This window comes from Anaerobacillus sp. QJM3NY_17, from assembly GCF_056173665.1.
Genome location: NZ_CM149685.1, coordinates 3,108,463 through 3,123,090, shown reverse-complemented (window position 1 = coordinate 3,123,090; position 14,628 = coordinate 3,108,463). Strand labels below are relative to the sequence as shown.

The window sequence follows — 14,628 nt, the reverse complement described above, 5'->3', positions numbered from 1 at the left end:
GGACTGCTAAATGGCAGTCTTCTTTTTTTGTTCAAATAAAGCTTTGTTCAAAGTGTAATGATAAGCAATTGTGGTTGATAGAAAGTCTCGTATGATCATTTGTGATTGTTTTTGATTGTTTTTGAATAAATTTGAACGAAAATGATTGACTATTGAAAGTGCTTTCATTATAATGAGATTAGAAAGTAGGTGATGAATTGTTAAATGCTGAACGTCATTTCATCATTTTACAAGTTCTTAAAGAAAAAGAAACGGTTACGGTACATGATTTGAGCGATGCAACTGGAGCTTCAGTTTCAACTATTCGTCGTGACCTTGTCCAACTCGAAGAAGAGAATAAGCTAAAGCGAGTACATGGCGGAGCATCTCTTTTTCACTCGAAGTGGACAGAACCGTCGCTTGGTGAGAAATCAACACAGAATTTGACCGAAAAGGAAAAAATCGCTTCTTACGCCGCTGGATTAGTTAAAGATGGTGACTGTATTTTTCTTGATGCAGGGACAACTACTCAGAAAATTGCTGAGTTTTTATCTGACAAACAGGTGATGGTTGTGACTAACGGATATCCTGTAATTGAGAGTCTTCAAGGAGATAGAATAACCACCTATGTGATTGGTGGGAAGTTCAAATCAAGAACAGGAGCTATGACAGGAGTAAAGGCGCTTGAAAGTATTGAAACATATCGATTTGATAAATGTTTTATAGGTATAAACGGTATTCATGAAACGTTAGGATATACAACAGCTGACCCTGATGAAGCCATTATCAAAAGAGCAGCGATTAAACTATCGCGCGAACCATACATTATTGCAGATTACTCGAAATTCGGAGAAGCGGCATTCAGTAAGGTGGCTGATCTTGAAGCATGTGCCATCATTACGAACGAAAATTCTGAAATGCTCTTAGATAATATTAGTAAACAAACAACAGTAGAAGTGGTGAAAATATGATTTATACAATTACATTAAATCCATCAGTTGACTATATTGTTCGACTGGATGACCTTAAAACGGGGCTTGTTAATACAGTAGATGAAGAAACAAAGATTGCCGGTGGTAAAGGCGTTAATGTTACCAAAGTATTAAAACGACTTGGACACGATTCTACAGCGTTAGGATTTGTAGGCGGTTTTACAGGTCAATTTATTGAACAATCACTAAAAGATGAAAGCCTACATCCTCATTTCATCCATGTTGAAGGTGATACGCGAATTAACATTAAGTTAAAAAATGGTGAGGAAACTGAAATTAATGGACTATCCCCAATGATTTCTGAAGGAAATGTTGAGAAATTACTTCAACAACTTTCACAAACTGTCGCGGGTGATATCGTCGTAATGGCAGGTAGCGTGCCGACTAGTATTGATCAAAATATCTACTCTAATATCTTGAAGTCCTTACCAGACGGAGTGCAGGCTATTGTAGACACCAAGGGAAAAGCATTGGAAGAAACCGTGAAAGCAAAGCCATTCCTAGTGAAGCCGAATCATCATGAACTTGGCGATTTGTTTGGAGTTAAAATAACTTCAGTGGAAGATGCAGTTGAATACGGGAAGAAAGTGCAACAAATGGGAGCAGTGAACGTGATAGTCTCAATGGCCGGTGATGGGGCTGTGCTGATTACATCTAATGAGATTCTTTTCGGAAATGTCCCGGTCGGTAAAGTACAGAATTCAGTTGGAGCAGGGGATTCAGTCGTAGCTGGTTTTCTAAGTAAATATATTGAAACTGAGAATTTGAAGGAAGCATTCCAATCTGGAATTGCAGCAGGCAGTGCAAGCGCATTTTCAACAGGCTTTTGTACAGCAGAAGAAGTACAAGAATTAAGAAAGCAAATTAGGGTTCAGACTTATGAAGAAATGGGAGGTCGAGGTATATGAGAATCACAGAATTATTAACAAAAGAGACAATGATTCTGAATCTTGAAGCGGATTCAAAAGATCGTGTTATTAATGAGCTATCTGAAAAACTAGAGAGAGCAGGCAAATTACAGGACCTTAACGCGTTCAAAAAAGCGATACATGCGCGTGAGAAAGAGAGTACGACTGGTATTGGAGAAGGTATAGCCATTCCTCATGCCAAAACAGCAGCAGTAAAGGCACCAGCGATTGTGTTTGGACGTTCTAATGCGGGTATTGATTATCAGTCTCTTGACGGTCAGCCGGCGCACCTGTTCTTTATGATTGCTGCGACTGAAGGTGCAAACCAAACGCATCTAGAAGCGCTATCAAGACTATCTTCATTCTTAATGGATAACGAATTCCGTAAAGGGCTTCTTGAAGCAAGAACGGAAGAAGAAGTTTTGCAAGCATTTGATCAGAAAGAAGAAGAAAATGCTGATGAAGAAGAAGTAGAAGAAACAACTGAAGTTACTGGGAAAATATTAGCTGTTACAGCATGCCCTACAGGAATTGCTCACACGTATATGGCTGCGGATGCGCTGAAAGCGAAAGCATCTGAAATGGGTTATAGTGTCAAAGTTGAAACAAATGGATCTGGAGGCGTGAAAAATCGTCTAACTGATGAAGAAATTGAAAAGGCACCTGGTATTATTGTTGCTGCTGATACGAAGGTAGAAATGGAACGTTTCAAAGGAAAAAAAGTAATTGAAGTTCCAGTGGCAGAAGCAATCCGGAAGCCAGCTGACTTGTTGAAGCAGGCAGCAAATGGCGATGCGCCAGTCTATAAATCTTCAGGGTCATACGAAGATCAAATCAGTGAGAAGAAAAACGAAAGAAAAGGAAAGCAATCAGCTTTCTACAAGCACTTAATGAACGGTGTTTCGAATATGCTTCCGCTCGTAGTTGGTGGCGGTATTTTGATAGCCCTTTCATTTATCTTTGGTATCAATGCTGCAGATCCAGATGACCCAAGTTACAATGCATTTGCAGCAGCACTTAGCACAATTGGCGGTGGAAATGCCTTTGCCCTTATGATTCCAGTTCTTGCAGGATTTATTGCAATGAGTATTGCCGATCGTCCTGGTCTTGCTCCTGGTCTTGTTGGTGGCTTGATGGCTTCTACAAACGGTGCAGGGTTCCTAGGTGGACTCATTGCTGGTTTCCTTGCTGGTTACGCTGTTCTTCTTTTGAAAAAGCTTTTCTCTGGACTACCACAGTCTCTAGAAGGGTTAAAGCCAGTCTTGCTTTATCCACTGTTTGGTATTTTTATTACAGGGATTATTATGATGTACGTTGTAATCGAGCCAGTTGGGGCTCTGAATACAGGGCTTGAGAACTGGCTGAGTGGTATGGGCACTACGAATAAACTCCTTCTTGGCTTAATTCTAGGAGGAATGATGGCGGTAGATATGGGTGGTCCAATTAATAAAGCGGCCTTTACGTTTGGTATTGCGATGATTGATGCAGGTAATCTGACGTATCATGCAGCGATTATGGCAGGCGGTATGACACCACCACTTGGACTCGCACTTGCAACAACACTATTTAAAAATCGATTTAACAAAACTGAGCGTGAAGCAGGAAAAGTAGCGTATGTGATGGGGGCTTCATTCATCACAGAAGGTGCAATTCCATTTGCAGCAGCAGATCCAGGCCGAGTGATTCCTTCCATTATTGTTGGTTCATCTGTTGCAGGTGCATTAACAATGTTGTTTAATATAGCTTTACCAGCACCGCATGGCGGAGCGTTTGTTATCTGGTCTGTAAATAACATCTCATTAACTCATATTCTTCTCTATATCCTTGCCATTGTCATTGGTACAGTTATTACGGCATTGATGGTAGGAATATTGAAGAAATCTAGACCACAAGTACAAGCATAATAATGAGAGGTCCCAAAAGGGGACCTCTTTTTTGCTATATTTATGGATAAGCAAATCGAAATTCATATAAGTAATGAATAGAATCCATCGTTTAAAAAAACTGAAGCGAACCTTTTTTACCACAATATGTTAATGACACAGTCTTGATGAGAGCTTGTGAGATGGCGTGAGAAGCGATATAAGTCGATCTCAATCACGTAGTTTACGTTGAGATTCGAATGATAGCGTTTTCACTATGTATCTTGCACGTATGCTTATTTCTTGCTTCATAAAGGTTGAAGCGTGGTGGATGCAGTGTTAGTATAAATGACCGTAGATGATTTTTCGGAAATCCAAAGGAGGCAATCATGCTAGAAAATAAAACCGTAACGTTTATCGGAGCGGGTTCAATGGCAGAAGCAATGGCTGCAGGAATGATTGAGTCAGGTACTATTGAACCTGAACGTATTATTATGACAAACAGAAGTAATGAACAACGTCGTCAGGAACTTATGGAGAACCACGGCGTATTGGCGACTCAAAGTATAGAATTCGCAGTTCGTGAGGCTAATGTTGTTATCCTAGCAATGAAGCCAAAAGATGTTGAACGTGCACTTGAAGGAATTGAAGATTTCATTTCAGATGATCAACTTCTCTTATCAGTTCTTGCTGGCGTACCATCATCTTATATTGAGGATCAGCTCGATGGAGAGCAACCAGTGATCCGCGTTATGCCGAACACTTCAAGTATGATTGGTAAATCCATTTCTGCCCTAGCAGCAGGAAAACATGTAAATGATGAGCAGGTGTCAATTGCCCGCGCACTTATTCGTTCTATTGGCGAAACAGTCGTGATCGAAGAAAAACAAATGGACGTATTTACAGGTGTTGCTGGAAGCGGACCGGCTTACATTTATTATGTTATTGAAAGTTTAGAAAAAGCAGCAATTGAAGGCGGTATTGAAACGGAAACAGCAAGGAAAATGGCTGTTCAAACTGTACTTGGTGCTGGAATGATGGCAGAGCAATCAGAAGACTCTCCAGCTGATCTTAGAAAGAAAGTTACTTCACCAAATGGAACAACTCAAGCAGGTCTTGAGGCATTGTATGAAAATGGTGGAGGAGAAGCTTTTGAAGCCGCTGTTGAGAATGCTGCAACACGCTCAAAAGAAATTAGCAACGAGTTTAATAAAAAACCTGTTATTCAATAAGAATCGGTGCATACCGGTTCTTTTTTTTGCTGTGCTCGTTAGTATCCCATTTTTATACTAAATCATATGAGATAAAAGGAAACTTATATAGCCGTTATGAAATCGTGAAAAAGGGTATGGGGCTATAAAGGTAGAACCAGAATCTATCCTCTCCTTCCTCGTATTGGATGTTTTTTTCTATAAAATGTTAGTAGAATAATAGATGGAATATGATATGATAAGAATTGGATAATTTGTTTGATAGAGGAGGAAAAAATGATGAAAAAAGGGATTTTTGCACTTATTGCTGCGTTTTTGATCGCATTACCTTTCGCGAATACTGCAGCACAAGCTGAAGCTGATGTTAGTGGTGATGTAAAGAAGGGTGTTGCGGGTTACCTTGGGGAAGAGCATTATGACTATGATAAAGGTTCTCTTAAAGTTGTAGATGCTGAAAACATTGAAGTTGATAGCTCGGCAGATAAGGACTTTAGTAAGGTTTCTATGATGCTTGTAGAATTCACGACAGTTCGTGACAATATCTTCTTTGAAGATCATACACAGGTCCTTTTCTATGACACTGAAGCTAATGCTATTATTCCAGACTCAAAAGTATTAGACATTGAAAAAGCAAAAGAATACAAAGACAGTCATGCAGACGTAACGGGTGAGCATCTTCATATGAGTGTTATTCTAATTCTAAGTGCGATAATGCTTGTTGGTCCAGCACTTCTTGCTTATCTATGGTCAAAAAATAAGTATTCAACTCTTCGTTTTAAATTACAAAATAATGTATACGATACGAATACTACTTTCTAATTAATTAATGTATGTAACCCCCTTGCGATTCTTCCGCAAGGGGGTTTTAATGATTCAAGACTTCAAAAGGAAGTCCCAAGAAGCCTAAAGAGTTAGTCCTCTTATTGAGCTTGTAATTCTACTAGTGTGCCTGTTTCAGCATCAACCATAAATTCAAGCTGTTGAAGCTGGCCTTCTTTTTCACAGGTTAGTCCACCAGCATAGACTGTGAAGGGGAGGTCGAACTTTTCTACTGAATCCGTTTTCATGTGAATCCATGAACCTTTGACAGTATAAGTGGATTTGACAGCTCCCTTCACAGCTTTTAGTGCCTTTTCAGGTGATATATACGTTTTTTTAGAAGCAATCGTTGAAGTAGTAATAGCTGCTGCTCCAGCTCCAATAAGCGCTCCAATTAATAGATCTCTTGTTCTCATTACTATGATTCTCCCTTCCTTTAATGGACGATTTATTTTCCATCTTCAGTATATCTGAAGTTAGCTCTCTGACCAAATATTTCTATAGAAAATCCGTGACACTAGCAACAATTATCTAGATTCGATACAATAGGAAAGGAATAGAGGAACGATGGAAGGGGATACATATGGAAAAAGAAACTCTCTCGTTATTTAAAACATTAACTGAATTACAAGGTGCTCCTGGTTTTGAACATGATGTTAGAAAATTCGTGAAAAGTGAGATTGGCAAGTACACGGATGAAATTATTCAAGATAATCTTGGAAGCGTTTTTGGAGTTAAACGAAACAATGGCCCACGCATTATGGTAGCTGGCCACATGGATGAAGTTGGGTTTATGGTTACATCAATTACTGAAAATGGGATGCTTCGTTTTCAAACACTTGGTGGATGGTGGAGCCAGGTGCTTCTTGCTCAGCGTGTTCAGGTTATGACCAAAAATGGTCCTATTCCTGGAGTTATTGGTTCGATCCCTCCACATTTGCTTGATGATGCTACACGAAACAAGCCAATGGCTATTAAAAATATGCTCATTGATATTGGTGCGGATAACAAAGAAGACGCAGAAAAAATTGGTGTCATGCCTGGACAACAGATCGTACCGGTATGTCCATTTACGCCTATGGCAAACGAAAAGAAAATCATGGCAAAAGCGTGGGATAACCGCTATGGTGTAGGTCTTGCCATTGAGCTGTTGAAGGAGCTTCAGAATGAAGAGCTTCCAAATGAGCTTTATTCTGGTGCTACAGTTCAGGAGGAAGTAGGTTTACGTGGGGCACAAACAGCAGCAAACATGATTAATCCTGATCTTTTCTATGCTCTTGATGCTAGTCCTGCCAACGATATGACTGGAGATAAAAATGAATTTGGCCAGCTTGGTAAAGGGGCTCTCCTGCGTATTTATGATCGATCAATGGTTACTCATCAGGGGCTAAGGGATTTTGTGCTTGATACAGCGGAGAGCAACGAAATTCCTTATCAGTATTTCATCTCTCAAGGTGGAACTGATGCTGGACGAGTGCATTTATCTAATAACGGAGTGCCATCTGCAGTAGTAGGAATTTGTTCAAGATACATTCATACGTCTTCATCAATGATCCACGTAGATGATTACGCAGCAGCAAAAGAACTATTGATTAAATTAGTGAAGTCAACAGATCAAACTACAGTAGATAGCATTAAAAGCAACGTGTAAGTGAGAAGGGGCCAAAACGGCTCCTTTTCTTATGAGATCTTTTAAAAAATGGTGGAGGGAAGATGTATGGATAAAGTTGCAATCGGGTCGACAAATCCTGTGAAAGTTAATGCAGTCAAAGCTCACTTTAAAGGTGAAGTATTGGGGGTGAGCGTTGAGTCAGGTGTCGCTGAGCAGCCTTGGGGTGATGAAGAAACACTTCTTGGTGCTAAACAAAGAGCAATAGCTGCAATGGAAAAAGGGCATTCGACAATTGGTATAGGTCTTGAAGGTGGAGTACAGATGGTAGGGGAGCACTTATACGTTTGTAATTGGGGAGCACTTGTAGATGAGATAGGGAATGAAGTAGTAGCCGGTGGTGCAAGATTACCACTTCCTGAAGAAATTAAGAAGAAGTTAGAACAAGGGGAGGAATTAGGTCCTGTCATTTCAGATTATGCGAGACGAGTCGATGTTAGCAAAAAAGAAGGCGCCATTGGTGTTTTTACCAATGGCGCCGTTACAAGAACTGACATGTATGAACAACTAGTTTCTTTACTGGTCGGTCAATATCAGCTGATGATTCGTTAATTTGTTTCTAAAATATAGGACAGGGCTTTTAGTGCCTGATCAGTATTTTCCACTGTAACTTGAGCTTTGTTCGATAGCTCCTTTAAAGGATGGTGCAATGATTCAGGGCGAACTAGAATAAGTGGTTTGCCAAGGGTGATAGCTGTAGCAGCATCCATTGCACTGTTCCATTGTTTGTAACTTTCACCAAATAGTGCGAGGACAACATCTGATTTTTCAAGAAGAACCTGAGTTCTGAGGTTATTGATCTCTGAAGCTGCTTCATCCTTCATAATAGCATTAGGCTGATTGCCTTTAATTTCTTCGCCAATGGCGTCAGAACGCTCATGATTTTCCATGGGTCCTACGAAGTGAATAGGTAATTCCAGTTTGATTGCTTTTTCTTTTAATTCATTTCTCCAGTTATCGTGAATTTGTCCAGCAAGATAAACAGTTAAGTCCATTTGTAGTCCTCCTTTAATTTGATACCGGTATTATTGTAGCATGGCTTTTTCATATATTCCCAGTAAAGTGAACGAGTAAAACCTTTCTCGATAGTAGAAGGTTAAATTACAATTTCTGTTTGAATAAGGCAAAATGAAAATGCCTGTTAGTTCTGAAACCTTAATCAAACGTGGTAAATAAGAAATTTGTGTATACTAAGTAAGGATCATCAGTCTGGAAGGAGAAAGTAATGAACGGATTTTTGCAAAGGAAAGGCGTAACTCTATCACCACGAGTCTATTTTATTACAGCTCTAAGCTACATGGCTCTTGGTCTATTTTCGTCGTTAATTATTGGCTTGATACTGAAAACGATTGGAGGGCAAATCTCATCGTTATCATTTCTTGTTCCTATTGGTGAGCTTGCGATGAGTTTAATGGGACCAGCGATTGGTGTCGCCGTAGCGTATGGTCTACAAGCTCCTCCTCTTGTCTTATTTGCATCGCTTCTAGCGGGTGCAGCGGGTGCTGAGCTTGGCGGTCCAGCAGGTAGTTACGCTGCAGCGATTATCGCGGCGGAAGCAGGCAAACTTGTTTCCAAGTCAACTAAGTTAGATATTATCGTGACGCCACTAATCACTATTTTTGCAGGTTATGGAACGGCAGCTCTTATCGGACCTGGCATTCAAACATTACTGACTAATTTTGGTTCACTCATTATGTGGGCGACAGAGCAACGCCCGATAATTATGGGAATCATAGTAGCTGTTCTTATGGGACTAGCTCTTACGGCTCCGATTTCTAGTGCGGCCATTGCAATCATGCTAGGATTAGAAGGCATTGCTGCAGGAGCAGCTACAGTTGGTTGTGCAGCTCAAATGGTTGGTTTTGCTGTAAGTAGCTACCGAGAGAATGGGGTAGGAGGCGTTATTGCTCAAGGAATTGGTACTTCTATGTTACAAGTTGCGAATATTGTTCGAAATCCATGGATTCTTCTTCCACCTACGCTAGCTGGCGCTATTCTTGCCCCGATTGGCAGCGGTTGGCTGACGATGTTAAACAACCCATCAGGTGCCGGTATGGGGACGAGCGGCTTTGTTGGACAAATCATGACATTGAACGTTATGGGCGCCGGAGGAAATATTTGGACAGCTATTCTTCTATTGCATTTTATTGGACCAGCTATTATAAGTCTGCTAATATCCGAGGTAATGAGAAAAAAAGGACTCATTCGTCCAGGAGATATGAAAATTAATACCGATTAGTACTAGGAGGTTTATCATGAAGAAATTTGCCACTCATGAAGAATATTTACAAGCAATTAAAGAAGGGAAATCGGTTTTGTTATTTTCCGCAGATTGGTGCCCTGATTGTCGCGTTATCGATCCGTTTCTTCCAGATTTAGAAGAGAAGTACTCTGAGCTAGATTTCTATTACGTTGATCGTGATGATCATATTGAACTTTGCCAAGAAATGGATGTTTTTGGCATCCCAAGTTTTGTAGCCTTTAATGAAGGTGAAGAGACAGGAAGATTTGTAAGTAAGATGAGAAAAAGCAAGGAAGAAATTGAGGAATTTCTTACAGAAGTTAAGTAATTTCGTACAAAGCTATGCGTGGCATAGCTTTGTTTTTGTATTGGTTTATTTCATGGTATGATAAAAGAACATCTCAATTATAGGTGGTGAAAATATGGAACCAAAAGAATTGAAGAAATTGCTCGAAAAACGTCTTCAACAAGAAGACCGTGAGCTTACATACAATCAAAAGGAAGAAAAACTTAGGGTAGAGGATAGTTCAACAGGTAAAGGAATTAGTCTTGGATTAAAGGGATTGTCTGCTAAGTATGAAGAGCGAGGCGAAAAGATACTAGATGAAGTCGTTCATCATGTAGAAGAAACGTTAAAAGTAATGAGAGAGAAGCAAGAACTTAATGGTAAAGAAAACCGCATCTTTCCAGTCATTCGCTCGGGGTCGTTTGCTTCAGAAACGGAAGCTGGCGTTCCATTTGTTTTCGAAGAACATACGGCGGAGACAAGAATCTACTATGCACTTGATCTTGGTCATTCTTATCGCTTGATTGATGAGGAATGGTTAAAGAAGGAAAATTGGACGAAAGAAGCCTTGCATGAAGTGTCATTGTTCAATTTAAGAGGGTTATCTACTGAAGTGAAAGCAGATACGGTTGCAGGAAATACATTTTATTTCTTGAATACAAACGACGGATATGACGCAAGTAGAATTCTTAATGATTCATTATTGGAACGCATGGCGAAGAGTGCGAAGGGTGAATTAGCGGTAGCTGTTCCTCATCAAGATGTCCTGATTTTTGCTGATATTGAGAATGAGCAAGGTTATGATGCACTTGCACAGTTGACCATGCATTTCTTTTCTAGTGGACTCGTACCAGTAACTGGACTTCCCTTTATGTATGAAGATGGAAAATTAGAGCCGGTATTTATTATGGCGAAAAACAAACCGAAAAAATAACTGTTTGATAAAAGGAGTACATGGACAATGAACATGTTTTACAATAAAGAAGGCGTTGGAGATACTCTAATCGTTACTTTAGGAAGTACTGAACGAGAAGATAAAGCAGTTCAGCGCAAAGAGAATATTGCACGTATTTATAGTAAAGAAACGAATAAAACTATTGGCTATAATCTATTTCATTTTTCACAAATCCAGGAGTTAACAAGCTCAGGTGTCGTTGAGGAAAGCGAAGAGCTTGTTAATGCTGTCAATCGGGCCATCCAAGCTAACGGATTTGATGATGAGCTTGTGTACGATGCTTCCCCTAAGTTTGTTGTGGGTTATGTCGAGGAAATGGAAAAGCATCCGAATGCTGATAAATTAAATATTTGTCAGGTGAACGTAGGACAAGAAAAGCTCCAAATCGTTTGTGGTGCTCCAAACGTCGACAAAGGGCAAAAGGTGGTCGTTGCGAAGGTTGGAGCCGTCATGCCTTCTGGTATGATCATAAAGGATGCGAGCTTGCGAGGAATTGAATCAACTGGAATGATTTGCTCAGCAAAAGAACTTGCACTACCAGATGCTCCTCAGGAGAAAGGGATTCTGGTCCTTCCAGAGGATCATGAAATTGGTACGGAATTTAAGGCCTACTAGAAATTTTTCTAGTAGGTTTTTTCTTTCTATAAAATTGGGAATAAGGAATATTGAACCTATTTTTGCGGTTTTAGACGAAGAACCTGTTTTTTTTACGAAAGATTTTAGAAACAGCCTTACAATGATAGGGGAGTTTCCGATAAAATAGAAGAATAAATCGACCTAAAAGGGCTTAATTAGAAAAGGTGATAGTAGTTGGATAATAATTGGATAAAAAAAGCGTGGAATAAATTATTTGACCTTGATGAGGAAGAAGAACCTCAAAGAAAGGAAACAGATGTTAAAGAAACAAAATCGTTAAAAGACCGACCTGATCGAAAACACTCCATTGGGCGGATGGAAAATGCGAATCGGAAGAATGAAGCAAGGATTGTTCACCAATACCCAAGAGAAGGGAACTTTCGATTCCCTCTTATTCCGGATCATTCAAATAACCAAAAGAATAAAGAAGGGAGAAAAGAAGTCCAACGCCATCAAAGTGAACAGATTACTACGAAAAAACCTAAGGCTGAGAATCGTAATCAGAGCATCACTTCTCCGAAGAAAGATGGCCCCTCCAGCAAAACGACGAGGGATGGGCTTTCAGAAAACAACGGTTCAGTAACAAATAAAAAATTCTCAGGTGTGAATTTCAAACCATCTCAAATCCCATCACCTATTTATGGTTTTAGCAAACGTCCTGTTACTGAAAAAATGGAAGAAGAAGTAAAAAAATCGCATCCAAACAATCGATATACATCACTCGATAAAAGTGACGTAATTGAAAAACTTATCCAGGAACCTGAACCTTATTCACTAAGCGAAGGGAACGGCATACTGACGGATTCAGATCAAGTTACTCAAGGTGTCGATCAGCAAGAGACTGAAGCCGTTAGTGTGAAAGAAGAAACGACAAGCAAGGCAATTGTTAATGAAGAAGAAAGAGAAGACAATAGAGAGGTCTTCATTTCTGATAAGAACAACTTTGGAGTTAAAAGCGATGCTTCCTTACCTCTTGAGACAGAAAAAGAGAGTGAACAATCTAGTGAAGCCGATTTGGAAATCAGTCAGCCTGAGAAACAGTGGGAGCAAATAGAAACTCTCACTGAAGATGTAACATTAGAAGAAACAAACGACCTTCAAAAGAACGAGATGTTAGAAGAGGAAAACGAAGAGAAATCAGAGTGGACTGCTGATTATGAAGTGACAGATGATATAGAAGAGGACTTTATCATTTCAGATGAAGATTTTATTGTTGAGAATCAAAATGAGGAACAGACAGCTATTGAAGAATCACCAGAACCAGAACCAGAACCAGAACCAGAACCAGAACCAGAACCAGAACCAGAACCAGAACCAGAACCATCTAATCAACTCGAAGTAGAACAGCAGTTTCAGCGAGAACAAATAGAAGAATCAATTGAGGAGTCGTCTCAACATCTTGAACATAAGGAGAAAAATGTTCAAGAACAATCCGGACGGGATTCCGCTCGACCAAAGCCGCAGGTTCCTTACAATGTAATGATGCTTGCGAATGACCGACGTCATTTAACAAAAAAACCAGGCAGTGGAGCAGAATATAAACTTCCTCCTATTTCACTTCTTGATATCCCTCCTCGCAATGAAGGTAATGACGAGCAGTGGCTTGAAGAGCAAAGGGAACTATTGGAGCTAACCCTTTCAAACTTTAATGTACAGGCTAAGGTAGTAGGGGCAACAATGGGGCCGACGGTTACCCGTTTCGAAGTGCAGCCAAGTCCAGGAGTTAAGGTGAATAAGATTACGAATTTAAGTGATGACATTAAATTAAGTCTAGCAGCTAGAGACATAAGAATGGAAGCACCGATACCTGGAAAGAATGCAATAGGAATTGAGGTGCCAAACCCTACGAGTAAGCCTGTATTTATTCGGGAGATTGTTCGAAGTGGAGCATTCCAATCTGAAGGTTCACTATTAAATGCGGCGCTCGGTTTTGACATTGCTGGGGAAGCAAAAATAACTGATATTCAAAAAATGCCTCATGGTCTTATTGCGGGTGCTACAGGGTCTGGTAAGAGTGTATGTATCAATTCGATCTTAGTGAGCTTATTGCTTAAAGCAAATCCTAATGATGTAAAGATGATGTTAATTGATCCTAAAATGGTAGAACTTGCACCATATAATGGCCTGCCACATCTAGTCACACCAGTTATTAATGATGTGAAAGAAGCTACTACTGCTTTAAAGTGGGCAGTGGATGAAATGGAAGAGCGTTATGAGAAATTTGCGGCAGCTGGTGTTCGAGATATCAAGCGATATAACGAGCGAGCGATAAACCACGGAGAACCTCAGCACAAACTACCATACATTGTCATTGTGATTGATGAACTCGCTGATCTAATGATGGTTTCACCACAGGACGTTGAGGATGCGATTTGTCGAATTGCACAGAAAGCAAGAGCTTGTGGGATTCATCTACTAGTGGCAACGCAAAGACCGTCAGTTGATGTAATTACAGGGCTTATTAAAGCGAACATCCCTACACGTATTGCTTTCTCTGTATCTTCGCAAATTGATTCTAGAACAATCCTTGATACAAGTGGCGCTGAGAAGCTTCTAGGAAAAGGCGATATGCTTTGTTTGGAGAATGGATCCTCGAAACCAGTTCGATTGCAAGGTAATTTTGTTTCGGACGAAGAAATTGAGCGAGTGACATCCTACGTACGTAAGCAGCGGAAGCCGAATTATTTGATCAAAAAAGAAGATTTAATGAAGAAGCAGCAGTACGATGATCAGGAAGATGAATTGTTTGAGGAAGCGTGCATGTGGGCACTTGAACAAGGTCAGGCTTCTTCTTCTGCACTGCAACGTCGTTTCCGAATAGGATTCAATCGAGCGGCAAGACTAATTGAAATGATGGAAGAACGTGGATTAGTATCTGAAGCTATGGGAAGCAAGCCTAGAAGTATTTTAATGACGAAAGCTGATTTTGAAGAAACATTCCTAAAAGATATGCACGTATAGTGCATATCTTTTCTACTTGTTTTATAGAGCCAGGTTCTATATGATAAGTAGTGTTAAGCTAATGTTAAATTATAGTCAGATAAGTGAATGGTTGAACATAGAGAGCTC

Annotated in this window: 14 protein-coding genes; 12 read left to right on the top strand and 2 right to left on the bottom strand. The window is 40.0% G+C overall.

Annotated elements, in window-relative coordinates; all coding sequences use genetic code 11:
* Positions 1 to 197 precede the first annotated feature (197 nt).
* The 5 genes from AC0VYV_RS16330 to AC0VYV_RS16310 all read left to right on the top strand — a co-directional run bounded on the left by AC0VYV_RS16330 (position 198) and on the right by AC0VYV_RS16310 (position 5,771).
* Positions 198 to 950, top strand: coding sequence for a DeoR/GlpR family DNA-binding transcription regulator (locus tag AC0VYV_RS16330; RefSeq protein ID WP_194219231.1), 753 nt, complete (start codon positions 198 to 200; stop codon positions 948 to 950).
* On the top strand, positions 947 to 1,879 hold the full coding sequence (pfkB, locus tag AC0VYV_RS16325) for a 1-phosphofructokinase (RefSeq protein WP_475373978.1): 933 nt from the start codon (positions 947 to 949) through the stop codon (positions 1,877 to 1,879). The genes AC0VYV_RS16330 and pfkB overlap by 4 nt, the downstream gene beginning before the upstream one ends.
* A complete protein-coding gene (locus AC0VYV_RS16320; RefSeq protein WP_194219233.1) occupies positions 1,876 to 3,783 on the top strand; it encodes a PTS fructose transporter subunit IIABC in 1,908 nt (635 codons plus the stop codon). Before pfkB ends, AC0VYV_RS16320 begins: the two co-directional genes overlap by 4 nt.
* A gap of 347 nt (positions 3,784 to 4,130) precedes the next feature.
* Positions 4,131 to 4,973, top strand: coding sequence for a pyrroline-5-carboxylate reductase (proC, locus tag AC0VYV_RS16315; protein ID WP_194219234.1), 843 nt, complete (start codon positions 4,131 to 4,133; stop codon positions 4,971 to 4,973).
* Between the two features lie 258 nt (positions 4,974 to 5,231).
* Complete coding sequence (locus AC0VYV_RS16310; protein ID WP_194219235.1) at positions 5,232 to 5,771, top strand: hypothetical protein; 540 nt, start codon at positions 5,232 to 5,234, stop codon at positions 5,769 to 5,771.
* A gap of 101 nt (positions 5,772 to 5,872) precedes the next feature.
* Here the strand turns inward: AC0VYV_RS16310 and AC0VYV_RS16305 are convergent, their stop codons facing one another.
* Positions 5,873 to 6,187 carry a hypothetical protein gene (locus tag AC0VYV_RS16305; RefSeq protein WP_475365626.1) on the bottom strand — a complete coding sequence of 105 codons (315 nt, stop codon included), beginning with the start codon at positions 6,185 to 6,187 and terminating at the stop codon, positions 5,873 to 5,875.
* 167 nt (positions 6,188 to 6,354) lie between these two features.
* Here AC0VYV_RS16305 and AC0VYV_RS16300 point away from each other — a divergent pair, with 167 nt between their 5' ends.
* Positions 6,355 to 7,422, top strand: coding sequence for a M42 family metallopeptidase (locus AC0VYV_RS16300; protein WP_283153860.1), 1,068 nt, complete (start codon positions 6,355 to 6,357; stop codon positions 7,420 to 7,422).
* A gap of 66 nt (positions 7,423 to 7,488) precedes the next feature.
* Positions 7,489 to 7,992: a DUF84 family protein gene (locus tag AC0VYV_RS16295; protein WP_475365625.1), complete on the top strand. Its 504-nt coding sequence runs from the start codon at positions 7,489 to 7,491 to the stop codon at positions 7,990 to 7,992.
* Here AC0VYV_RS16295 and AC0VYV_RS16290 read toward each other — a convergent pair.
* Positions 7,989 to 8,435 (bottom strand): YtoQ family protein, encoded by a 447-nt coding sequence (locus tag AC0VYV_RS16290; RefSeq protein WP_194219239.1) that lies wholly within the window; start codon positions 8,433 to 8,435, stop codon positions 7,989 to 7,991. The two genes, AC0VYV_RS16295 and AC0VYV_RS16290, sit on opposite strands and share 4 nt — an antisense overlap.
* Before the next feature lie 230 nt (positions 8,436 to 8,665).
* Between AC0VYV_RS16290 and AC0VYV_RS16285 the strand changes: the two genes are divergently transcribed.
* The 5 genes from AC0VYV_RS16285 (at position 8,666) to AC0VYV_RS16265 (ending at position 14,520) form a co-directional block, all read left to right on the top strand.
* A complete protein-coding gene (locus tag AC0VYV_RS16285) occupies positions 8,666 to 9,679 on the top strand; it encodes a PTS sugar transporter subunit IIC (RefSeq protein WP_430245903.1) in 1,014 nt (337 codons plus the stop codon).
* Between the two features lie 16 nt (positions 9,680 to 9,695).
* Complete coding sequence (locus AC0VYV_RS16280) at positions 9,696 to 10,010, top strand: thioredoxin family protein (protein ID WP_194219241.1); 315 nt, start codon at positions 9,696 to 9,698, stop codon at positions 10,008 to 10,010.
* Between the two features lie 94 nt (positions 10,011 to 10,104).
* Positions 10,105 to 10,902 (top strand): DUF1444 domain-containing protein, encoded by a 798-nt coding sequence (locus AC0VYV_RS16275; protein WP_430245901.1) that lies wholly within the window; start codon positions 10,105 to 10,107, stop codon positions 10,900 to 10,902.
* A 27-nt stretch (positions 10,903 to 10,929) separates the two neighbouring features.
* Entirely contained in the window at positions 10,930 to 11,538 is a 609-nt protein-coding gene (gene ytpR, locus AC0VYV_RS16270) for a YtpR family tRNA-binding protein (protein WP_194219243.1), read from the top strand.
* A 195-nt stretch (positions 11,539 to 11,733) separates the two neighbouring features.
* Positions 11,734 to 14,520, top strand: coding sequence for a DNA translocase FtsK (locus AC0VYV_RS16265; RefSeq protein WP_475373977.1), 2,787 nt, complete (start codon positions 11,734 to 11,736; stop codon positions 14,518 to 14,520).
* Positions 14,521 to 14,628: the final 108 nt, after the last annotated feature.

Bases quoted from the DNA above. Each gene is read 5' to 3' on its own strand.
- AC0VYV_RS16285 (WP_430245903.1), top strand. From the start codon at position 8,666: ATGAACGGATTTTTGCAAAGGAAAGGCGTAACTCTATCACCACGAGTC.
- ytpR (WP_194219243.1), top strand. From the start codon at position 10,930: ATGAACATGTTTTACAATAAAGAAGGCGTTGGAGATACTCTAATCGTT.
- AC0VYV_RS16295 (WP_475365625.1), top strand. From the start codon at position 7,489: ATGGATAAAGTTGCAATCGGGTCGACAAATCCTGTGAAAGTTAATGCA.
- AC0VYV_RS16290 (WP_194219239.1), bottom strand. From the start codon at position 8,435: ATGGACTTAACTGTTTATCTTGCTGGACAAATTCACGATAACTGGAGA.
- pfkB (WP_475373978.1), top strand. From the start codon at position 947: ATGATTTATACAATTACATTAAATCCATCAGTTGACTATATTGTTCGA.
- AC0VYV_RS16275 (WP_430245901.1), top strand. From the start codon at position 10,105: ATGGAACCAAAAGAATTGAAGAAATTGCTCGAAAAACGTCTTCAACAA.
- AC0VYV_RS16280 (WP_194219241.1), top strand. From the start codon at position 9,696: ATGAAGAAATTTGCCACTCATGAAGAATATTTACAAGCAATTAAAGAA.
- proC (WP_194219234.1), top strand. From the start codon at position 4,131: ATGCTAGAAAATAAAACCGTAACGTTTATCGGAGCGGGTTCAATGGCA.
- AC0VYV_RS16305 (WP_475365626.1), bottom strand. From the start codon at position 6,187: ATGAGAACAAGAGATCTATTAATTGGAGCGCTTATTGGAGCTGGAGCA.
- AC0VYV_RS16320 (WP_194219233.1), top strand. From the start codon at position 1,876: ATGAGAATCACAGAATTATTAACAAAAGAGACAATGATTCTGAATCTT.
- AC0VYV_RS16310 (WP_194219235.1), top strand. From the start codon at position 5,232: ATGAAAAAAGGGATTTTTGCACTTATTGCTGCGTTTTTGATCGCATTA.
- AC0VYV_RS16300 (WP_283153860.1), top strand. From the start codon at position 6,355: ATGGAAAAAGAAACTCTCTCGTTATTTAAAACATTAACTGAATTACAA.